Below are 19780 nucleotides of genomic sequence, written 5' to 3' on the forward strand. Positions count from 1 at the left end.
AACTTGGTGCCCAGCGCGACACCGACCACGTTCGGCAATCCGAGCAGCATCTGCTCGTGCTCGGCCTGCGCCGCGGCCAGATCCCGCAAGTCCTGCTGGATCAACGCTTGCGTCAACATCGACACACCGCTTCCCTTGTCGTCTCGGGTGGATGCCGCCCGCCCGGCACGGAAATTCCCCGTCCACGCACCAGGCGGGCAGACCAGCCGAGCATCCAGCCACCCCGCCCACGCCGCCCGCCGATCAAGCTCTGATGCCCCAGCCGTGACCGGGCAACACCCGAAGGAATCCCAGCGCCGTCACAACGAGCCACTACCTGCCAGCAGGCCAGGCCACCGTCATTCCACAGAGGACACCCCGATCACGCGATCACACCGAGATCAGGGACGTCGGCTACCGAATGTGGGTGCCGCACCTGCGATCGCGGCCATGGGGAAGGCTAGGGTTGGCTCGTGCCGAGATTCGCCGCGTTCAACGCGTCCGCGTTACGTCGGGCCAGCACTGCCGGGCGACTTGACTGGCTCTCTCCGTCCGTGGCGCTGCTTCATGTCACCGCGGATGGTCTGGTTGTTCAGGCCACTACGCCGCCGCAGAAACGGCGCCTGCTCGACGATGCCACGGCCCGGGATCTTGTCCTTGTCGCCTGGCGAGGCTCGCGTGGCATGGAAATCCTGCTCATCGACGACCTCCGGCACGCACGTACCGCCGTCACGGAGTAACCCTGGCCGCCGGGTTCGCCTGTTCAGCACGCGCAGTGAGCCCGCCTGGGGGCGGCGACCTTCCTTACGGCGCTTCGTGCCGCGCTGATGCCTTCCCGCCGTGTGCGTTTGTCGAAGCCCGCTGGTTAAGTCCTGATAGGGACGCTGATCGGCGCTGGACACCTGAACTGGCATGCCATCCAGCCAAGCCTGACGGGGAGAGCCGCCCGACCGGCGAGCACCACCCGACGATCTGTGCCCGTTTGAATGGGCGCCTCTCAACGCCCACTGCGGGTTTCGCCCGGTAACCGCAGTGCGGGGAATAGCGTTGTCCCGTGTCGCACGCCACCGCGGGCGGAATGGCACGGGAAGATCGACCGTGTGACCGAACCTGGCTGTCCATCCGCGTCGATCTTGTCGGTGGTGGCGGCCGCGATCTCTGGCCCCGGCCTGGCCGGATCTTCGCCGCGGCACGCAGCCACACCTTCGCCGCTCTGGCCACCGCGATCGACGACGCGTTCGCCCGCTGGGACCGATCCCACCTGCACCACTTCGAGTTGGCTGACGGTCGCCGCGTCGGCAGGCCGGACTGGGAAGGCGACGGGGAGGGCGACGAAGAAGACACGCTGCTCGACGGCCGCACACTCACCCTCGGGAAGCTCGCCGCCGGGGAACAATTCGTCTATGTGTTCGACCTGGGGGACAACTGGGCGCACCTCTGCACTGTCGGACCGCAGCGCATCGATCCGCTCGACGAGCTCGGCATCCAACCCGGCCAGCCGCTGCCCTACTGGGGCTGGGGAGACATCCCTGATCAATACGGTCGCCGCTGGGACACCGACGACGGACAAACACCGCTGCCACCTGACCCAGGCCTCGCTGACCTTCCGGTCCTGCAACCAGGCTGGGGCGGCAGGCACCGCTGCTGATCACACACCGACAGGCGCCGGGCTGGTACCCGTCCGGGAAGGACGACGACCACGCGGCGCGGGTGCCAGGCCGCCGGTTCTGGTGGCGGGTTGGCGGTGGGTGGTCAGAGTCGGCGGGGTGGCAGCAGGTCTGTCGGCGTGTCCGGGCCGGTGGGAGCGTAGGCGGTCAGCTGCTGCCGTACCTGTGCCTTGCTGTGGCCGGTGTCCATGTCGCTGGGCGCGGACGCGACGGCGGTGCCGTCGGCCACGTCACAGACGAACGCGGCGACCACGCGGGGAGCGGGCACGATGTCGTCGAGATAGGTGGCTAGTACGAGGAAGTCATTGCCGGTGTCCACGCCGGCCGACCAGCCGGATTGTTCGTCCCATGCCAGCGCGAGCCGGTGCCCGGCCTGGGCGGGAAACTCCGTCATGCCGGGGATGTGCTGCGGCAGCGGCAGGTACGCGGTGGCCTGGGTGTCCCACTCGTACCGGCACCTGTCCAGGTCGGCGCCGAGCGCGGCCGCGACCAGCTGCACATAGCGGTGCAGACCGCGCTGTGCCGGGTCGCTGCTCAGGTCCGTGACGAGGTTCCCGCCCGTTCTCTCCGCGTCCACCACCACACCCCGCCTACTAGTGCGAACGGTGTAATGCTAGCCCTTGTCGGTCAGAGCCACGGTGAGTTGATCACCGGATGGTGGCGTGTCGCCACACCGGCGTTCACGGAATAGATCCCTGGTCTGCGCTACCCCTCGGCACGTGAAGAAGGGGCGCACCCAGGTGGTCATCATTTCAGGTGATCAGCGCGACACGACTCATCTGTTCTCCGCCAGACCGGTGGACTCCCCTGTGACCAGCGCGATCACCTCCTATCCTGCGGGATCCGGCCAGCAGGCGACCGCGGGTGAAGGCTGCCGTCTTCGTGTCGCGGGCGGCGGGGTGGGTCCGTACGGTCCCGATTCGGCCGGGTTGACGCCGGCCACGCAGGAGCACCGGGGACCGCGCACCGCGTCCTGTCCAGCACGTCCCCGGCCAGACTGTTGTCGCAGGAAAGGCATCGGCCCCGCCAGGACAGGAGCCTCCAGGCGCCACGCAACTCGTTTCCTCGTGCCGCCGATGGTGTGGTGCGGCGGGGTTGCCAGGTTCATGACGTCTCATCGAGGTAGCTCACATCGCCGTCCCCGCACCCTGGGACGGGCCGCGGCCGTCGTCTCTTTCGCCGTGGTGACCCTTCTCGCCGGTGGGCAGGCAGAGGCCGCGCCGGGTGTGGACTGGGACCGGATCGCGCAATGCGAAAGCGGCCGCAACTGGGCGGCCAGCACCGGCAACGGTTACTACGGCGGGCTGCAGTTCACCGCCAGCACCTGGGCATCCAACGGCGGCGCGGGCAATCCCGCCCACGCCTCCCGCGAGGAACAGATCCGGGTCGCCGAGAACGTGCTGCGCACCCAGGGCATCGGCGCCTGGGGCGCCTGCGGCCGGCGCGGCCACACCGGCGCCCCGCCCCCACGCAGGTCGGCCTCGTCGTCCGCCTCCCGCCTGAGTGGCCCTGCCGCGCAACCACGTACGCCACCGGCACCGGTCTCGGGGTCAGCGAGCAACCCCGGTGGCGAGTACACGATCAAACCCGGCGAGACTCTGGCCAGCATCGCCCGCGAGCTCGGTATCGAGGGCGGCTGGCAGGCACTGGTCGCCCGCAACCAGCCATTCCTCACCAACCCCGACCTCATCTACCCCGGCCACAAGATCACCACCGGTCAAGCCTCCCGCGGCAACCCGGCAGCCGGCGAACGCGGCTCGGTGCGCGGGCGAATGTTCTGGTAGTGCGCCGTTGGTGTGTCCGCTGTGGACAAACTGCACAGGGCGCCGCACCATGATGAACGGGTGCCTGGCGGTCTCAGGGGACGCGGTTGTCACGAATCAGCTTCTCCTGCGGATCCTGCCAGGCACCCCACATCCGCCGCACCTGGCCGTCGGTGTCGTCCGCCGGCGGACGACACCGACGGTGATCAGCTCGCTGCGACCGGCGGGACACATCACCACTACAATTGATCCATTTGCAGTAGTCGGTTGGGGGTGGTGTGGTGCGCGGCGCGACCACAACGGGCGGCAACGTCATCGCGGATCCGGACGCCGACACCACCCGGTGCGGACTGCACCGCTACGTGCAACTGGTCGCCGCCGCACTCGGCACGGGCCTTGAGGGTAGCTGGTACGGGTGGAACACCGAGGCCACCGCCTACCTTCCGCTGCCGGTGAGCCCGTGCTCCGCGGGTGGCCATGGCCAGCGTTTCACTCTGCTGTGGCACGAGAGGTCCGGCTGGTCACTGGGCGTGGGCACCCACGACGAGGTCGTGGTGTTCGCCACCTACGGCCATGACGTCGTGCCCGCGCCCCGCGTGGTCGCCGCGTTCGTCCACGATGTGATGCGGGGCAGCCACGAACCGGCCGTCACGGCCGCCGACTACGTACGCGGTGAGGTCCGGCTGAGGCTGGCCGCGTACGCCCCGTCCGGACCAGACGCACCCACCGCAACCCTGCCACCCCGACGCCGGTGACCAGCACACCCTTTCCGGACTGCGCAGTGCTGACGGCGTTCGGTGACCAGGCGGGCCGACCGGGTGAACCTGGTCAAGCCGGACAGGCGGTGTGCCGATAACAGTGACCTGGAATAGGCGTGGCCGGTGGACTGCGAAGCTCCCGGCGCGCTGGTGACCAGAGGGTTCTGGTGGCTGTTCTCCCGCTGCAGGTGGCAGCCACCGGAACCCATCTCGCTCGTGTTTGCGTGCTGGTCCTGTGTGGAGGTGCTGCGGATGCGTGCCGATGGTGGTGACTGGGTTGGGATTCACGGTGCCAGAGTGGGCATGCAGCCCGTGCCGGGCAGACCCTCGCCGTGCGAGGCGAAGGCAGCCCGCCCTACTGGGGTCGGTTAGAAGACGGCTATGACACCCTGCTCGTGCCCGGACTGGAATGCCTGGTCCTGCCTCGCCCACGCGCCGGCCTTGCTGTGGACACGGCGAGCGGGCATGACTGGCTTCCGCGGGCCTAACCGCGTCTCACCCACGGGCCGGTGCCGCAGGCGGCCGGCCACGCCGTCACCGCGACTTCGCAATCCCGTCCGGTGCAAGGGCTGGATGCCGGTCCTGAAGGATCAGCTCGGTGCCGCGTACCAACCCGCCGATTGAGCGCGACAGGGGCGCTTGACAATTTCCCGGTCTCGTACAGCGCCTGCTGCGGCGTCAGTTCGGCGACCGAGTGAATCTAGCCCACAGGCTGTGGCTGGACGGTGTGGTCCGATGTGAGCGCTTGGATCCGCAACTCCATGCAACCGAGACTGTGGACAACCGAGGGAACACGTCACCGAGCAACTCCCGGCGGTCTGCACACAAGGTGGTCAGCTACGGGGGGGGCGATCACGGGAACCTGCGAGACCACGATTCTCGCGCCATTGCTACCTCGGGCATCCACCAGGGCATGGGCTCCGCAGCTCGACTGGGTCTGCGGGGCAGGATCTACCGCATCGGCGGGCATCCGCCCACACTGGACATGGCGTGCGCCCGCCTGCATGGTGCAGCCTGCGCGCGTGACCGCGTGGACCCGCACCGCATCGGCCCTGACCACCGATCTGGGCGAGGACCGCGTCGAGTGGCTGCACCAGGAACTGCTGCGATACCGCGACCTTCTCGACATCGCCAGAGACAACGGTGCGCTCTGCCAGCGCCTGAGACCTGTCCTCGGCGCCGACGGCGGTTCGCCGGGCAGATCCGTGCTCGACCGCGCCCGTTTCTCCATCAACATCGTCATCGCGTCGCTGCCGCTGCGTGGTGGTCAGGTCGTCGTACGCGATCAGCGCACGTGCTGGTCGTGGATCATGGTGCTGCGTGACCTCAGTCTGCTGGTGGCGCAGCACGTCGGCCTGGCGGGTCGCCACGACGTGAACTGGCTGTGGCAGCAGGTCCACTGTCTCGAAGGCGTCACCGCAGCACGCGGTTGAGCCGGCGCTCGGTCCAGCGGTCGTCGAAGACCCCGACTTCCGGCGCCAGGGTCATCCGCTAGGAAATGGCTGCGGGCAGCGGGAACCGCTCGACGACCCAGCTCACCGCGGCGGCCAGCGCCAGCCGCGCCGGCATCGTGCGCAAGCCCAGCGCGCGATGTCGGTCCGGTGCCAGTGCCTGACCCCGGTAGTGGGCCGCTCGTCCGCGGTTGTCGCGGCGGTGGCCACCGGTGCGGGCAGGCCGGTGAGCTCTGAGACGGTCCTGTGGAACTCGGGCCACGTGAGGTTCTCCCCGCCCAGCAGGTACTACTCGCGATGCAGGCCGTCAGTGGCCAGCACCGCGAGGCCGCGATCCACATCGCGAGCAGCGATGACATTGCACCCACCGTGGAATGTGGTGCGCAGCGGGTCCCGCAGGTAGTCCCACACCGACCTGTTGCCGATGCCCAGCTCACCTTCGGGCCCTCCGACGACTAGGGTCGGGCAGCCGATGATGGTACGCAGCCGCAGCGACCCACCAAGGTGCAGAAACGCCGCTTCGCGTACAGCAGCAGCCATGGTCCATGGTCGGGACCTCGTTGTCGATGTGGACCTGCTGCACGCACGTGCCCACGTTCGACACCAGCACCACCCTGCTGACCTGAGCACGCGCCGCGGCGTGCAGGTAGCCCTCGATCGGCACCGACGATGGCGCGCAGAGCACCAGCGCCTCACAGCCCTTCATCGCGCCATACAGTGAGCTCCGGTCACACCACTGCACCAGGGAACTCCTTGTGCCACGCTCGCTCCAGGTCAGCTGTTCCTGGTGCCTGGAAACCAGGGCGACAGCGATGAGGTCGCGTTCGGTCAGTGCGGCGATCGTGTTGGCGCCCACAGAGGTCTCCGCCCCGCTCACCGCGATCCGCACGCTCAGCCGACCTCGTCTCGCACAACGTCGCTGCGGTACGTGCAGGCAGGGCCAGCGGCTCTGCTGATCACGTCAGCGTCGAGCCGGGCCAGCACGTGCGCAGACGGCAGCCGCCGCAGGCCGACAACCGGCGACAACAACCAGCGCACGTCGCCGTCCCTCGTCCTGGAGGGCGGCAACGACTGCGCCACGGGCGGCCTCGCCGACATAATCCCAGGCGGTAGCTCTGACCGGCAGGGAACGTGGCCCGCCTGTGCTACCGGCATGACCCACGAGCGAACGGATCCCGGTACGCAGAACGACGGAGCCGACAGACCCGCCGCCCTCATTGACGCGCACAGGTCCACCACGGCACTGCGGGGCACGCCCTAGGTGACCATGTCACCGCTGTCACTATTGACCGGCATGATCGCCTACTCCTTCCCCAGTCCACTCCCCAGCCGAAGAGCTTGGTGCTACATGCGCGTCGTCTTGTCAAGCTCCACCTGGGCCAGGTCGCTTCTCACGTTCATCCCCGTTGCAGGCAAACACAAACCCCGTGCCGCATGGCGGAGCCCGCAACGTGGAAGGCCGGGCGGGCCGTCGTTCTTGTCCGCGAGTACCTGACCCGCCCCCGTCTGCTTCACCACGCGAGACAGTGCCGCCCATGGTGTCATTGCCGTGAACATGCCCAGAAACCGCGTCGGGAGCGGGGTGGCCAGCATGCTGACAAGTTTCCGAGGGATTGGCGAGCTTGCGGCCTCAGGACGCGCGGATATGGCGTCGCGGACAACTGGCCGCAATGAGCACATTGCCCGGCCATAACGCGGGAATGCCCGTTCGTGCAACACCGACAAGCCTTTGGACAGTCTTCTCGTGGACTGCTGTTCACACGCGGACTTGTGTACTAGACAGAAGAGCCATGAGGAAGTAGTCCGCAGCTCGGGTCTAGGACGGCCTGGGAGTCGTTCTGGGAGAACAAGATCGGCACAGCGCACCGGGACACAGTCCTGCGGGATAAGATTGACGCTGACGTGCCGGCGGCGGCCGCGGGCGATCGTCGGGCACGCGCCAGGCTCTTCGCTCATCTGTATCCGTTGATCACGCGCTACTGCCGCACCCGGATCGGGATGCATCTGCGCGACATGGCCGACGATGTTGTTCAAGAGTCATTGATGAGTGTGCTGCAAGCCCTGCCGAAGTACCGCGTGACGGGTTCGTCCTTCCTCGCCTTCGCCTACGGTATCGCCGCGCACAAGGTCGCAGACGCCAGACGCCGCCTCGCACGCAACCGCACAGACCCGGTCAACGACGTGCCGGACACGCCCTGGGACGGTGTCGGTCCCGAGCAGCACGCTCTGCACTCCGAACTGTCGGCGCGGATGGGCACGCTGCTGGGCGAACTGTCCGAGTGGCAGCGAGAGATTCTCATCCTGCGCGTCGTCGTGGGCCTGTCAGGTAAGGAAACGGCCGAGGCCATCGGAACCACTTCTGGCGCAGTGCGCGTGGCCCAGCACCGCGCACTATCGAAACTGCGCGCTGCAATAGCGGTCGAGCAGGGTCTGCTCGTGTGAACTTGTTGCGTCACCGCCAGACTCGGCTGTTCGGCGTGCGCGAACGATAGAACACTCGCGCCTGCGCCTGGGGAGGTGTACAGAATCAGGCGGATACCTGGTCGAGTCTGTCAAGCCGCACCAGCATCCGTCAGGCCTACCGTGTCGAGTCTCGCCTGCCGGTGCAGCTCGATCGCCTCCGGTCGGGCGGAGCGGGCAGGCTATCGTTCACCGGGCGCGGACTGCGAGTGCCCACAGTGCTCCAGGGCGCCAACTGCTCCAGCGATGCTGCCGAACAGCTTCGGCAGCCGCAAACTCTCGAAACCGAAGCCCGGCGCTTGCGCTGGGGCGATGAGGTCCGTGCCACCGTCAATCCCCATCCGGTGCCCAACTTAGTCTGCGCGGGGCTTTCGCAGCGAAGAGGCAACTGGGTGGCGGCGACATGCCGCTCTGCCCTTTTGGGGTCGACAGTCTGCCCGTCGGACGGCTGCGCGCCGTGGCGGCTGCCCGGAACAGTCCGGGCCACGGACTACCACTGTCAGAGCGGCATTCTGGTTGCCGCTGAGATGTTCGCGCCGTGGGGCCGTGACGCTGGGGAACGATCGTCTTGTCCACTCCGGACTGTCCACTGACGGTTTGTCTGCGACGAACCGTGACCGCATGGCCGGCAGGTCGTCGCAGCCTCGCCGACATGATCTCACTGCCCGTATCGGCGATGGCATCACCGAGCCGTTCCTCGTCACCGTCGGTGACAACCCCGAACGCCTGAGCAGCGGGGGCTCGACGTCGGGGCCCGAACGTGCACTGGACCGGCACTTTTCAGGCAGTCGACAGCCAACTGACTGCCCTGGCGCCAATACTGAGGTGTGCGTTCACGCGTCAGGTCCTCGACGACCGTGCTGGCCGCGGTGCTTGCCGCGGTCATCGCGGGCGCTATCGGCACGATGCTGGTCGAGGATCGGGATGATGGTTTCTACGTGCCGGTTGCGAAGCTCGAGCCGGCCGGGCAGGTCATGGATGTGCCGAGCGTCGTGGTGCGCTGCGGAGTCAATGAACGACGCCACCTCAACCCGGACAACCCGGTCACCGCGCCGGGTGTTCGGGCCGCCGCGCATCACATGCACGAGTACGTCGGCAATACATCGACGGACGCGATGTCGACCGACGCTACGTTGAGCGCCTCCACCACTACGTGTGAGAGAGGTGATCTGTCCAGCTATTCCTGGCCGGTGCTGAGGCTGACGGACGGTGCGGGTCACGATGTGCACGCGGAGGGAGGGGGTGCTGACGGCAATCTTGGCGAGGTTCTGCCGCCGGACAGTGTCGAGGTTCGCTACGAAGGAAGCCCTGTCGGCCAGGTGGTTCCCATGCCGCGGTTCCTGCGGATGATGACGGGAGACGCGAAGGCGGTCACCAACGGCTTTGGGGCTGACACTCGGGCGCGATGGGGATGCTCGAACATTGTCGGTCGTTTCACGACGAAGTACCCGCTGTGTGATGACGGCGACCGGACACTGCGCGTCTACGAGTTCCCCAGTTGCTGGGACGGGGCCAACATCGACAGTGCCTCACATCGTTCGCACATGGTGTTTCCGCTCGGGAACGGGGTCTGTCCTGTTCGGACGTTTGCGATTCCACGTCTCATCGTGGCTGTCGGCTACAAGATCCCGCACGGTCGCCCGTTCGCGATCGACACCTTCCCCAGCGAGCTGAACCATCCAGCGACAGATCACGCGGGATTCATCAACGTGATGCCTGAGGCCGAGATGAGAGAGATCGCCACTCGGCTCAACGCACAACAGTGACCGTCACGGCGTTCGATGTGGTGCTCCTGCCCGTGTTCGTCTCGTTACGCGTCGAGGTAGTCGCTGCCAACGGCAACACCGCGGGGTCCACGGTGATCCCGTCGGCCGCTCCGCCGCCCCACCCCTTACTGGCACATCAAGGGACGTGTTCCCGAGCGCGCCGGGGTGCCTGTTCGGGCGGGGCCGATGCATTTCCTGTGGCGACCCTCTGGCCAGGGAGGTGCTGGACAGGACGCGGTGCACGGTCCCGGTGTTCCTGCATGGCCGGTATCAACCCTGCCGGATCGTTCAGTGAAGGCATTGATCGCGTCCCGCATGCAAGTCCTCGCTGACCTGCATCAACGAGGTGATGCCGCGAATCCTGGGCTTTGCGCCGATATCAGCACCACGATCGCCCACCTCAGCTTCACCGGATCGTTCGCGGTCCTGGTGATCCGCTGGAGCTTGCGTCCCTCTTCCACCGGTAATCCCGCGGACAAACAAGCCTGGACGACGAGCGATGGCCACCTCCCGCATTCGACAAGCGGAACCAGACGTGTGCATATGGCAACGCGGCGGTCAGCGCCGAAGATCAAGCGCTCGCTAGCTCGCGATGGACACGCCACCGCTGCGTCAACAATCGTCTCACCGTTGCGGACTCTGCAGTGACCATCGAACAAGACGAAGCGGCTGGGGACGCCACCGGCCGTGTCATCGAAAGCTCTGTTCTGTCAACCGGTTGCGAGCTTGGACCTGGCCGCGCGTGTGCCTTGTCAGACTCGGACGCCGTTGGCGTTGAGCCAGCCAAGAGGATCGATCTTCCGGGATCCTCCCCGCCACACCTCGAAGTGCAGATGCGGACCGGTTGAATCGCCGCGATTGCCCATCGTCGCGATCTGCTCGCCTGCTTTCACCGAGCGCCCTGCCAGGGCCAGGATTCGGTCGACGTGTCCGTAGACGGTGATTGTGCCGTCTGTGTGCCGGACCTGCACCCATAGGCCGAACCCGCTGGCCGGGCCTGCTTCCGCGACTACACCGTCGGCGGCGGATCTGATCGGCGTGCCGATCGCGTTCGCGATGTCGATCCCGAGGTGGGTCGTGCCCCACCTGGCGCCAAAACCGGAGGTGAACACGCCATCGGCGGGACGCACGACTTTCGGCCTTCTGGCGTCCTCTGCCGCGGCGGCGGCCTGACGCTCCGCTTCGGCCTGTGCCACACGCCTGCTTTCGAGAATCAAGGCCTCGTAGTGCGCAGTCGCAACCCGAACGTAGGCTTTGGTCTGTGCTGCCTGCTCGCGTATGAGTCTGGCCGTCGCATTGCCGACGTCGACCTGAGGCTGGTAGTCGCCGGCATGGGCCGCTTGCGCCGATCGCAGCCACCACTGCGACAGTGGTGGCTGCGATCGCCCATCTCTTCACAACGCTGCTGATCAACCGAAGATCCTTTCATTAGGGATACTTCGATTACACGAAAACGATCAGCATCACGGATGTGACGCGGATACATACCGCCCTGTTTACCTCAGAGCTGTGCACTATGGGACCGTTCTCGCCCCCGCCCTGATTGGAAATCGGCACAACGGCAGGTGAACGGCAGAGCGGAATACCGACGGTAGGCTCGCAGCACCCGAACTCCTGGCGTACATCACGGTGCTCGAAGCACATCAGGGCTCCTCGACCGATACCCAGGCGACTGCGCACCTCTTCCGATTCGACCTCCACACTGAGCCCTTCATCTTGCGGTGGTCAGTCGTACCCGCGGCCAAGGTGCGAATTACGAAAGTATGGAGTTGGCCCCGGTTTCCGGACACGAGTAAGCACCTGGACGGTGCCGCGACTGGCATCGCCCAGGTCCATCCGTGGATGTACGCGGGACAGCCATCGGTGGTGAGTGTTCCGCCTAGGCCACCCACCACCGAGGCGCCGCTACCGTGTCCCAGCGGGTACACGCGCACTGCGGCATGTGAACCAATGCCGTGCCGGCTCAGCGGACCCACCACGACGGGCGGGACGAGCATCGAACCGGCGACAACACCAATCTCATCTCACCAGTTTGGGCCGCGGATTGCAGGGGCACAAAGGGCAGAATATCTGGCACGTTCGGTCCCTGCGGGTTACCGGCAACCAGGTCAACGACCCCCGGTCGACACCCGCGTTGACGCGGTGGAGTCGGGCGACGGGCGAGGACCTCCCTATACCCCAGCGCATGCACGGGTGCCTGCCAAGTCCGCATGGAAGACTGATTCGTGCCAATCGCGTCCGTTCTGCCAGGCACCCGATACCAGCGGCCGTCGCGGTCAGCTGTTTGTCCACAGAAGACACACCATCGGCGCAGTGCCACAGATCCCCTGCTCATCGCCCAAACCCGTTCATCCTAACGGAGGCATTGACCCGACAAGCCGTCACATCACCACGGATATCCACACAGGAACACCCACTGGGGCTGGTCAGGATGACACGCACCGCCCCCCGCCACAGTCGCAGTCAGTCCATCATCGGACAACCTCGCGGGCATCACCGGCACCCTGCACAAAGACCCGCCACCGATCTACCGCGAACTCGCCCGGCTACTCGGCGACCCCACGGCCGCCGCCGATGATGACCGCATGGGCACCACCGCAACGGCAGGTCCGTGAGATGCATACCCCGGTCCAGCGACCTCTCGCCGGTGTGGACACCCTGCCCGGCCTGCGGACCACATGGCTGACCTGATCGACACCAGGCCACGGACTCACTCTCATGAGCCTGCGCTGACCCAATTGCGCATTACACCCACACCGCACGGCTGACTCGATCTCATCCGCTCCGCGCACGACCTATCGATACACAGGCGGCGCCAGTCGCTGACACACAAACCATCACGTCCCGCGCCGAATGGACCTGCCTCGCCCTGCCCATCGAACTGGTGGCCCCAAAGCCGCCCTCACGCTGTCGCCACGTGCTGCGGGCTGTTCTCGATCGGCGGTCCCCCCGGAGCCGTGCTGGCCACCGGGGGCTGGAGAACCTCGTGTTCCTGGCGCCGGTTCGTCCCGGTGACGAGCTGACCGTGACTCTGACCGTCAAGGCGATCACGCCGCGGCGCGGAACTGATCACGGTGAAGTCCGCTGGGACGTCGAGGTGACCAACCAGCGCGGGCAGCCGATCGCGCGCTACGACCTGCTGGTCCTGACACCCAAACACCCGGCCGCGGTTCATCGATGTCACGCACGTCCACTGGAGAGGCAAACGCATGTTGACCACGACCGAGATCAAGCAGCGGATCATTGAGGCGGTCGTCGACATCCTCGCCGGCGCTGGAGAGGTGGTCACCGGTGTCAGCGGGTCGGACGAGCTGGTCGCGCTCGGCGTGTCCTCGATGCTGTACGCGCGCATGGTCATGAAGCTGGAGGCGGAGTTCGGAGTCGAGGTCTTCGACAGCGGCGAGCAGCCCGCGCACATCCGCACGATCGACGATCTGGCCGACACCTTTTCTCGCGCGATGGTCTGATCGGAGAAAATGATGAAACTGCGTCGTGAAGTGCTCACTCCGCAGATGCTGCAGTACGACGACTTCGATGACCGAGGGAGATCGTTCTGTTCTCCGGCCTCAACAACCTGCTGCTCAGCAAGCAGCCCGCGGAAATGCAGGGAGACCACGGTGCCTTCTTCTTCTGCAGCGAGTACTACGAACTGATGGAGGCGCTGCGGGCCCGCCATCGGAAGGCCGGACGACGGTGGTGGGGGCGAAACCAAGAGGACGAGCCCGGCACCGACCCGGAGCCGGTGCCACAGGCGCCGCTCCCGGAACTGATCACGCGCGCCGCCGCTCTCGCCGGGCGGCACCTCGACGGGTGGCGTCAGCTGGCCGCGGTGACCGGTGCCCGGATCACCTGCGTGCTCTCGCCGATGGCGTACTGGGTTCGTGACCGGCACGCTGAGCAGGAAACGTTGCTCTTCCGGGAGCTCGACAAGCTCGCCGCGCTCGGGGTGACCCTGGAGGAGCAGTTCGGCGAGATCACCACGATGGACGCCGGACACCAGTACGCCGAAGCGCTCCGCGTCGAGTGCGAGAAGCAGGACGTGCGCTTCCTCAACATCTCTCCCGAACTGGCCAAGGTCACCACGACCGACGACTGGCTCTTCGTCGACCGCGGGCACTTCACCGACCACGGTCACGCCCTGATCGCCGAACTCCTGGCCGACCGGCTCTCGCTCACCTGAAGGACATCTGCTGATGCGCATTCGCAATCTCCTGGACCGGTTGTTCTGGTGGCGCCGGAGAAGCGGAAGACCGACCGCTCCATCTACCCGATGTTCTGAAAGAAGACCCTCATGTCGATCTCTGCTGACGGACCGGTCGTCTCCGCGCATCCACCGCCGGGCAACGACAACGCGTGCCGAGCCCTCTATGCCAGGGCGCTCGATCCGGAAGGCTTGTTCACGCTGCATCGCGTCGGCGACAAGATCCGGGCCGAGCTACGGCGTCTGTCCGAACCGGACACTGAACGGCAGAACCTCGATGAACTTCGACAAGGCGTCGCCGCATGGGCGGAGGAGGAGAGCGACCGCTCCTCGCCCTCCTGACAGATCGCGATGCACCGAACGCACCGGGAGTGCTGGCTGAGCGGGCGGCGTTGGCGTGCGCGCCGCTGGCCACTCAGAGCGGCGCCTGGCTGCAGTGGTGGAGTGCTCCCGGCAACTGCGAGGACCCCGACGTGCTGAGCGTCCTCGCGCTGTACGCCTCAGATGTCGGTGTCGGGCACCCGAACGCGTCCCGCGGCAGCGCCTATGTGGCACTGCTGCACGAGATAGGCCTGGACGCGTACACGGAACCGACATCCCGGCTCGCGCTCGACCAGCGCATCGCCGACCGGGACTTCTACCTGCCCTCCATGCTGCTGGCGATGAGCAGGCATCCGAATGAGTTCCGGCAGGAGATCCTTGGAGCTGACGCTTGCCTGCGGGTGATCGGGCTGCTGCCCGCTCTCGTCGTGGCGGCCAGGGGCCGGTCAGGCGCCGCGGGCTGGGCGGATCGGCTGAGGGTGGTCGAGCCGGACTCGAACTGGCAGCCGGTGTGGGCGTCGCTGCGCGCGAACGAGGAGACAGCGAACCGTGCCGCCACGGGCTTCCGCTGGGCCTGGGGAGCGTTGCGGCGCTGGAGTGCGGACCTGTACGGCGACCTGAGCGCGGCACGTGATCCCGGATATGCCATGGCAGAGCTGATGAGCAGGCGAGCCAGAGAGGGAGCTGTCTACCACCGCCGGTTCAAACTCGGTGGCCGTCCCTTCGCCGAACTGCTGCGGAATTGCCACGATGATCCGCAGGCGCTGCTGAATGCGCTGGCAGCGAGCAAGTTCGTGCGTCCAGGGCATGCTGACGCCAGTCCGCTGGGCAACAGCCTGGTGATGGAACGCGGGCCGATGTTCCGGGTGTTCGCCCCCCCGAGGACCTGTCGGTGATCCGCCGGTGGATTGACGCGCTGCCGGCGGCCAATCACACGAGTGCCACCGCCGGGCCGCCGCATTATGCCAAGCAGCTCCAGTCCTACCCGGTGCCCGACCTCCTCTGGGGGCGGCGGCGACAGGCCCGGCGCGCGACGACCGGACATCTACCGGCGTCAGGTCGGCCTACTGGATGCTGCAGCACCGTGAGAGCACCCACGAACTGCGTCAGTACGCGCACGACTACGTACGTGCCTGGCTCGCGCGGTCACGGTACGGCTTGAACCAGTGGGCCAACGGGCTGCCCGCGGTCTGGACGCCGGAAGGACTGCGGCCATGGCTGCTGGACCAGCACGACCGGCACGACGAGGCATTCAACTCGGATGACGGCGAGGTCGTGACCAAGGAGGAGTTGTGCAGCTCGCACCGCTGACGCTGATCGACGGCGCGTGGCTGCAGGGATTCACCGACTACGGGCACGCCTCCTCCGAGCACGGCTACTTCCTCTTCGAGATCTACTTCGACGAACTGGGCAACGGCGTGCCGAGCCTGAACCATCCATTGATCTACCGTGAGGTGCTCGGCGAGATGGGCGTGCACCTGCCGGACACCGACTCCCCGGAGTTCGCGAACTGGCCGGGTTTCCGGGACGGCTCGTTCGCGCTGCCGGTGTACTGGCTCAGCATCGGACGGCTACCGCAGACCTTCCTGCCCGAGATCTTCGGGCTGAACCTCGCCATGGAGCTGTCCGGTGTGGACGGCAGCTACCAGCGGGCGAGCATCGCCCTGAAGCACCACGGCTTCAGCACCCGGTTCGTCGACATCCACAACACCATCGACAACGTGGCGAGCGGGCATTCCGCCTGGCGGCCGACGCCATCGACGCCTACATGAGCGCGATCCTGGTCGCTCAAGGTGCCGAGGCACAGGAAGCGATCTGGGAGCGGATCAGGGTCGGATTCCGGTCGCTCGACCCGCCGACGAGCTTCTGGGCCCGCCGGGTAGCCCGGTTGGACAGCGGACGCCGACCGTCCGCCCGCGGGCAGGTTCGTCTCGACACTACGGCGGCGCGATGACTGAACTGGTGCTGGGAATCTCGGCGTTCTACCACGACAGCGCTGCCGCGCTGGTCGCCAACGGCGTCCCGATCGCCGCCGCTCAGGAGGAGCGGTTCAGCCGCCGCAGACACGACCCGGCGTTCCCCGAACAGGCGGTGCGCTACTGCCTGCGCGAAGCGGGCGTCGGACTCGGTGATGTCGAGGCCGTGGCGCACTACGAGGATCCGGTCCCGAAGTTCCAGCGGGTCATGGCGACCTACGTCGGTGCGGCACCGCGGGGATACCAGGTGTTCCGTGACACGCTGCCGGACTGGTTGTTCAGCAAGAGGAAGGTCGCGGCGGAGGCCCACGATCGGTTGTCGGACCTCAATCTAGGCCGGGTACCGGAAGCCCAGTGCCGGCCGCATCACGAGTCGCACGCCATGTCGGCGTTCCTCGCGAGTCCGTTCGAGTCAGCCGCGGTTCTGTGCGTCGACGGCGTCGGCCACTGGGCCACCACCACGATCTGGCACGGCAGGGGCACGAGCCTGCGCAACGTGGCGGAGATCCGGTTCCCGCACTTCCTGGGACTTCTCTACTCCGCGTTCACGTACTTCTGCGGGTTCAAAGTGGATTCCGGTGAGTACAAGCTCATGGGGCTGGCGCCGTACGGCAGGCCGCGCTACGCGGACGTCATCCGGGACAAGCTGATCGACGTCAAGTCGGACGGATCGTTCCGGTTGAACCTGCGCCACTTCGAGTTCCTGCGTGGCCAGCTGATGACCGGCCGCGCCTTCGAGAAGCTTTTCGACGGGCCACGCCGTGTGCCGGAAAGCCCGCTCACCGAGCGGCAGTTCGACCTGGCCGCCTCGGTCCAGAAGGTCCTCGAAGAGGTTCTGGTGAGGCTGGCCCGCACCAGCGGGGAACTCACCGGCGAGAGCACCCTCTGCCTCGCCGGTGGGGTGGCGCTGAACTGCGTGGCCAACGGCAGGATCGCCCGTGAGGCGGGTTTCGACGAGCTGTGGATCCAACCGGCCGCGGGCGATGCAGGCGGAGCACTGGGCGCGGCCATGGCCGTGGCGATGGAGCGCGGCGCGACCCGTCCGTGGCTCGACGACGGCCAGAACGCGATGTCCGGGTCACTGCTCGGACCTTCGTTCAGCGACGAGGACATCGGCTCCTATCTGGACGGTCAAGCAATCCCGTACGAGTACGTAGGACCGGAAGGGATCGCCGAGCGGGTCGCCGAGGCGCTGGCCGACAAGAAGATCGTCGGTTGGTTCCACGGCCGGATGGAGTTCGGACCGCGCGCGCTGGGTGCGCGCTCGATCCTCGGGGATCCTCGTGATCCCGGGATGCAGACCGCGATGAACTTGAAGATCAAGTTCGGGGAGTCCTTCCGGCCGTTCGCGCCCTCGGTGCTGGCCGACGAGGCGAAGGACTACTTCGACCTCACACAGGCGAGCCCTTACATGCTGATGGTCTCGAAGATCGCGGATGCACAACAGCTGGGCGGCGTCGACACCGCCGGTCTCACCGGCCTCGATCTGTTGCGGGTGCCTCGGTCCACCATACCCGCGGTCACCCACGTCGACTGCTCCGCCCGCGTGCAGACCGTCGACGGGACGGCCAACCCTCCGTTCCATCGCCTGCTCACCGCCTTTCGTGAGCTCCGCTACAACACCCGACGCCAACACCGTCACCTCTCGGGCCACGCTGAGCGGGCCCACCGTCACCGCCGCCAGCCGCGCCGCCCACGAAGCGGCAGTCATCTCGATAGACGACGCTCGACAGCATCGTGAAAAGCGCAAATAAGAAAAAGGGAACAAGGATCACCAGCCGCAGCCGATGATCTTGTTCCCATCCACGTGGTGCCCCCGGCAGGGCACACAGCAGAAGGGAACAGGCCCGACCTGCGGTTTTCCGAAGGGGCGTCTGGTCGTTGAGCGCCGGATCTCACTCGATCGGACTACGGAGGCCAGTCCAGCCAGCCCAACCTCAGTTCGCCCAAGTCGTCGTGCTGCACGACGTACCCGGCAAGGCCAACCGCGGTAGAAGCGGCCCCGTCGGGTGTGTCACCACCACGGCGGGGCCTTGACCCCCACCCTGTGAGGAGGGAATATCGGGACGCTTGCCGCTCGTGCTGTTGTCCCGAATCGCTTGGACTACTTGAGCGGTGAGAGCAGTCTTCGCCCCGGCGTCCGTGGCTGCGACGAGCACGATGTCGACCATCAGGTCGGCCAAGTTGATGACCGCCTCGATGAAGGAACCGGGATCGTCGCGGTTGTCGGCGCGGGCGCGTGCCTTGTCGACCCAGACTACGAAGCGGTCGTGGTAGAGCGGATCCGGGACGAGAATCTGAGGGTCCAGTCGTGCCGGGTCTGGGGGGCAGGATCGAGCAGGTCCGCGAGCGCGTTGACGGCTTCGCCGATCGTGCCGGAGCTGATCCGATGCTTGGCTACCTCCAGACTGTGTCGGATGTCCTGACGCGACTCGGACGCCAGTAGTTTGAGGATCTGTTTGAGGTCATCCGGGCGACCTGGAGTGGCTGCGATGACGGTCGCGGCGGTGGCACGAAGGTCGTTGTTGTGGGTGGCGGCGAGCGCGAGCGCAGTGTCTCGCGCCGTACCTGGGTCGACCTCGGCGGCCAGCCTCAGATGAGCGATTCTGTCCGGAATCTCCAACGAGGTGTCCAGGGCGAGCTCGTTCAGGCGCCTGGCCAGCTCAGCTCGAAGTGCGACCAGGGTTGGGAGCGTCCCTACCCAGGCATTGTCGGCGGCCACGACGGCTTTGACTCGGTCGTGGTCACAGGCATGGTTCTCGGGGGCGAGATCGAGGACCCGCATCCAAGCGCAGGCGACGTCGATGACCGAGCGGTCCGGGTGAACCAGCAGCAGAGTGACGGCGGCGGTTGTCTCGGCTTGGTCACGGAGGTCGTGGCGCAGACCGGCATCGAGCGCAAGCGTGAGCGGGTGATGAGCACGTCAGGCCCAGCTGACGCCGCCTCGGGACCTGTGAGCGACTCGACGGCTCGTCGCAGCTCCTGGACCAGCACCGGCAGACGGCCGTCAAGAGAACGGCAGAGAGTGAGGTAGGCGTCCGATCCGATCGCCACCCAGTTCGCCCGGCCGAGCAGATCGCACACTTCGAGATCGAGCAGGTCTGTGTGGGCGGCCTTCAGCAATGCTTCTGCTGTCGTTTGCCACCGTCGTGGGACCATCGTGTTGCCAGTCATGGGGCCACCGACTGCAGGTGATCCACTGAGAGAACACGTTCCAGATCTGCGTTAGCGCGGTCACGGCGACGGCAACCCAAAAGTCCGGAAATGCCAACGAGAGGACGCAAGCCTCCTGGTTGCAACCGCGGTCCGGCCACGGACCGAGGCTTTCCGAGTAGCCCTTTGTGGCGTGTGTGATCGACCGTTGTTGGTCAGGGTGGTGAGCGTGCCGTCCACGATCACATGGGAGTGCCCGGCCGCCTTGGCCGCCAGCAGCGCCCC

At 66.6% G+C, this 19780-nt stretch carries 22 protein-coding genes and 1 pseudogene; 15 read left to right on the forward strand and 8 right to left on the reverse strand.

The genetic code is table 11. The annotated features are described in order from the left end of the window. Positions 1 to 485: 485 nt before the first annotated feature. Positions 486 to 695, reverse strand: coding sequence for a hypothetical protein (locus tag IEZ09_RS43825; protein ID WP_189259786.1), 210 nt, complete (start codon positions 693 to 695; stop codon positions 486 to 488). Between the two features lie 338 nt (positions 696 to 1033). Here IEZ09_RS43825 and IEZ09_RS43830 point away from each other — a divergent pair, with 338 nt between their 5' ends. After that, the gene (locus tag IEZ09_RS43830; protein WP_229813470.1) at positions 1034 to 1627 is read left to right on the forward strand and encodes an IS1096 element passenger TnpR family protein; all 594 of its coding nucleotides are present in this window, start codon (positions 1034 to 1036) and stop codon (positions 1625 to 1627) included. 104 nt (positions 1628 to 1731) lie between these two features. Here the strand turns inward: IEZ09_RS43830 and IEZ09_RS43835 are convergent, their stop codons facing one another. After that, complete coding sequence (locus tag IEZ09_RS43835; protein ID WP_189259787.1) at positions 1732 to 2223, reverse strand: DUF6292 family protein; 492 nt, start codon at positions 2221 to 2223, stop codon at positions 1732 to 1734. A gap of 607 nt (positions 2224 to 2830) precedes the next feature. Here IEZ09_RS43835 and IEZ09_RS47785 point away from each other — a divergent pair. The 4 genes from IEZ09_RS47785 (at position 2831) to IEZ09_RS43855 (ending at position 5600) form a co-directional block, all read left to right on the forward strand. Then, a complete protein-coding gene (locus IEZ09_RS47785) occupies positions 2831 to 3430 on the forward strand; it encodes a transglycosylase family protein (RefSeq protein ID WP_308202463.1) in 600 nt (199 codons plus the stop codon). Positions 3431 to 3690: 260 nt separating this feature from the next. Further along, a complete protein-coding gene (locus IEZ09_RS43845; protein WP_189259788.1) occupies positions 3691 to 4164 on the forward strand; it encodes a DUF6292 family protein in 474 nt (157 codons plus the stop codon). 275 nt (positions 4165 to 4439) lie between these two features. Next, on the forward strand, positions 4440 to 4655 hold the full coding sequence (locus IEZ09_RS43850) for a DUF1918 domain-containing protein (RefSeq protein WP_301326562.1): 216 nt from the start codon (positions 4440 to 4442) through the stop codon (positions 4653 to 4655). 534 nt (positions 4656 to 5189) lie between these two features. Next, positions 5190 to 5600, forward strand: coding sequence for a hypothetical protein (locus IEZ09_RS43855; protein ID WP_189259789.1), 411 nt, complete (start codon positions 5190 to 5192; stop codon positions 5598 to 5600). Between the two features lie 58 nt (positions 5601 to 5658). Here the strand turns inward: IEZ09_RS43855 and IEZ09_RS43860 are convergent, their stop codons facing one another. The 3 genes from IEZ09_RS43860 to IEZ09_RS43870 all read right to left on the reverse strand — a co-directional run bounded on the left by IEZ09_RS43860 (position 5659) and on the right by IEZ09_RS43870 (position 6656). Next, positions 5659 to 5880, reverse strand: a complete 222-nt coding sequence (locus IEZ09_RS43860) for a hypothetical protein (RefSeq protein ID WP_189259790.1) — start codon at positions 5878 to 5880, stop codon at positions 5659 to 5661. A gap of 171 nt (positions 5881 to 6051) precedes the next feature. Continuing rightward, a complete protein-coding gene (locus IEZ09_RS43865) occupies positions 6052 to 6507 on the reverse strand; it encodes an NAD(P)H-binding protein (protein ID WP_189259791.1) in 456 nt (151 codons plus the stop codon). 2 nt (positions 6508 to 6509) lie between these two features. Further along, a complete protein-coding gene (locus IEZ09_RS43870; RefSeq protein ID WP_189259792.1) occupies positions 6510 to 6656 on the reverse strand; it encodes a hypothetical protein in 147 nt (48 codons plus the stop codon). Positions 6657 to 7496: 840 nt separating this feature from the next. Between IEZ09_RS43870 and shbA the strand changes: the two genes are divergently transcribed. Then, positions 7497 to 8060 carry an RNA polymerase sigma factor ShbA gene (shbA, locus tag IEZ09_RS43875; RefSeq protein ID WP_189259801.1) on the forward strand — a complete coding sequence of 188 codons (564 nt, stop codon included), beginning with the start codon at positions 7497 to 7499 and terminating at the stop codon, positions 8058 to 8060. 875 nt (positions 8061 to 8935) lie between these two features. Beyond that, positions 8936 to 9844 carry a DUF1996 domain-containing protein gene (locus IEZ09_RS43880; protein ID WP_229813472.1) on the forward strand — a complete coding sequence of 303 codons (909 nt, stop codon included), beginning with the start codon at positions 8936 to 8938 and terminating at the stop codon, positions 9842 to 9844. Positions 9845 to 10596: 752 nt separating this feature from the next. Here the strand turns inward: IEZ09_RS43880 and IEZ09_RS43885 are convergent. Beyond that, positions 10597 to 10956 (reverse strand): M23 family metallopeptidase, encoded by a 360-nt coding sequence (locus IEZ09_RS43885; protein ID WP_370467804.1) that lies wholly within the window; start codon positions 10954 to 10956, stop codon positions 10597 to 10599. A gap of 1913 nt (positions 10957 to 12869) precedes the next feature. On the opposite strand from IEZ09_RS43885, the gene IEZ09_RS48285 reads away from it, so the two are divergent. The 8 genes from IEZ09_RS48285 (at position 12870) to IEZ09_RS43915 (ending at position 18083) form a co-directional block, all read left to right on the forward strand. Further along, complete coding sequence (locus IEZ09_RS48285; protein ID WP_440590350.1) at positions 12870 to 13091, forward strand: hotdog family protein; 222 nt, start codon at positions 12870 to 12872, stop codon at positions 13089 to 13091. Next, positions 13054 to 13311, forward strand: a complete 258-nt coding sequence (locus IEZ09_RS43890; RefSeq protein ID WP_189259793.1) for an acyl carrier protein — start codon at positions 13054 to 13056, stop codon at positions 13309 to 13311. The genes IEZ09_RS48285 and IEZ09_RS43890 overlap by 38 nt, the downstream gene beginning before the upstream one ends. A 134-nt stretch (positions 13312 to 13445) precedes the next feature. Then, on the forward strand, positions 13446 to 14024 hold the full coding sequence (locus IEZ09_RS43895; RefSeq protein ID WP_189259794.1) for an SGNH/GDSL hydrolase family protein: 579 nt from the start codon (positions 13446 to 13448) through the stop codon (positions 14022 to 14024). A 111-nt stretch (positions 14025 to 14135) separates the two neighbouring features. Next, positions 14136 to 14387, forward strand: a complete 252-nt coding sequence (locus IEZ09_RS43900; RefSeq protein WP_189259795.1) for a hypothetical protein — start codon at positions 14136 to 14138, stop codon at positions 14385 to 14387. Positions 14388 to 14416: 29 nt separating this feature from the next. Then, a complete protein-coding gene (locus tag IEZ09_RS43905) occupies positions 14417 to 15262 on the forward strand; it encodes a hypothetical protein (RefSeq protein ID WP_189259796.1) in 846 nt (281 codons plus the stop codon). A 175-nt stretch (positions 15263 to 15437) separates the two neighbouring features. Continuing rightward, entirely contained in the window at positions 15438 to 15677 is a 240-nt protein-coding gene (locus IEZ09_RS47130; RefSeq protein ID WP_229813473.1) for a hypothetical protein, read from the forward strand. Beyond that, a complete protein-coding gene (locus IEZ09_RS47135; RefSeq protein ID WP_229813474.1) occupies positions 15659 to 16138 on the forward strand; it encodes an iron-containing redox enzyme family protein in 480 nt (159 codons plus the stop codon). The genes IEZ09_RS47130 and IEZ09_RS47135 overlap by 19 nt, the downstream gene beginning before the upstream one ends. A gap of 178 nt (positions 16139 to 16316) precedes the next feature. Next, entirely contained in the window at positions 16317 to 18083 is a 1767-nt protein-coding gene (locus IEZ09_RS43915; RefSeq protein ID WP_189259797.1) for a carbamoyltransferase family protein, read from the forward strand. 516 nt (positions 18084 to 18599) lie between these two features. Here IEZ09_RS43915 and IEZ09_RS43920 read toward each other — a convergent pair. Together IEZ09_RS43920 and IEZ09_RS48195 are read right to left on the reverse strand one after the other, a co-directional pair. Then, positions 18600 to 19127, reverse strand: coding sequence for a hypothetical protein (locus tag IEZ09_RS43920; protein ID WP_189259798.1), 528 nt, complete (start codon positions 19125 to 19127; stop codon positions 18600 to 18602). Between the two features lie 542 nt (positions 19128 to 19669). After that, positions 19670 to 19780, reverse strand: a pseudogene (locus IEZ09_RS48195) (IS5/IS1182 family transposase); the annotation flags it as partial.

Source organism: Lentzea flava, from assembly GCF_014648475.1.
Classification (GTDB): Bacteria; Actinomycetota; Actinomycetes; order Mycobacteriales; family Pseudonocardiaceae; genus Lentzea; species Lentzea flava.

Excerpts from the sequence above, each read along its gene's own strand:
- IEZ09_RS43890 (WP_189259793.1), top strand. The coding sequence starts at position 13,054 with ATGTTGACCACGACCGAGATCAAGCAGCGGATCATTGAGGCGGTCGTC.
- IEZ09_RS43915 (WP_189259797.1), top strand. The coding sequence starts at position 16,317 with ATGACTGAACTGGTGCTGGGAATCTCGGCGTTCTACCACGACAGCGCT.
- IEZ09_RS43920 (WP_189259798.1), bottom strand. The coding sequence starts at position 19,127 with ATGCGGGTCCTCGATCTCGCCCCCGAGAACCATGCCTGTGACCACGAC.
- IEZ09_RS43900 (WP_189259795.1), top strand. The coding sequence starts at position 14,136 with ATGTCGATCTCTGCTGACGGACCGGTCGTCTCCGCGCATCCACCGCCG.
- IEZ09_RS47130 (WP_229813473.1), top strand. The coding sequence starts at position 15,438 with ATGCTGCAGCACCGTGAGAGCACCCACGAACTGCGTCAGTACGCGCAC.
- IEZ09_RS43895 (WP_189259794.1), top strand. The coding sequence starts at position 13,446 with ATGCAGGGAGACCACGGTGCCTTCTTCTTCTGCAGCGAGTACTACGAA.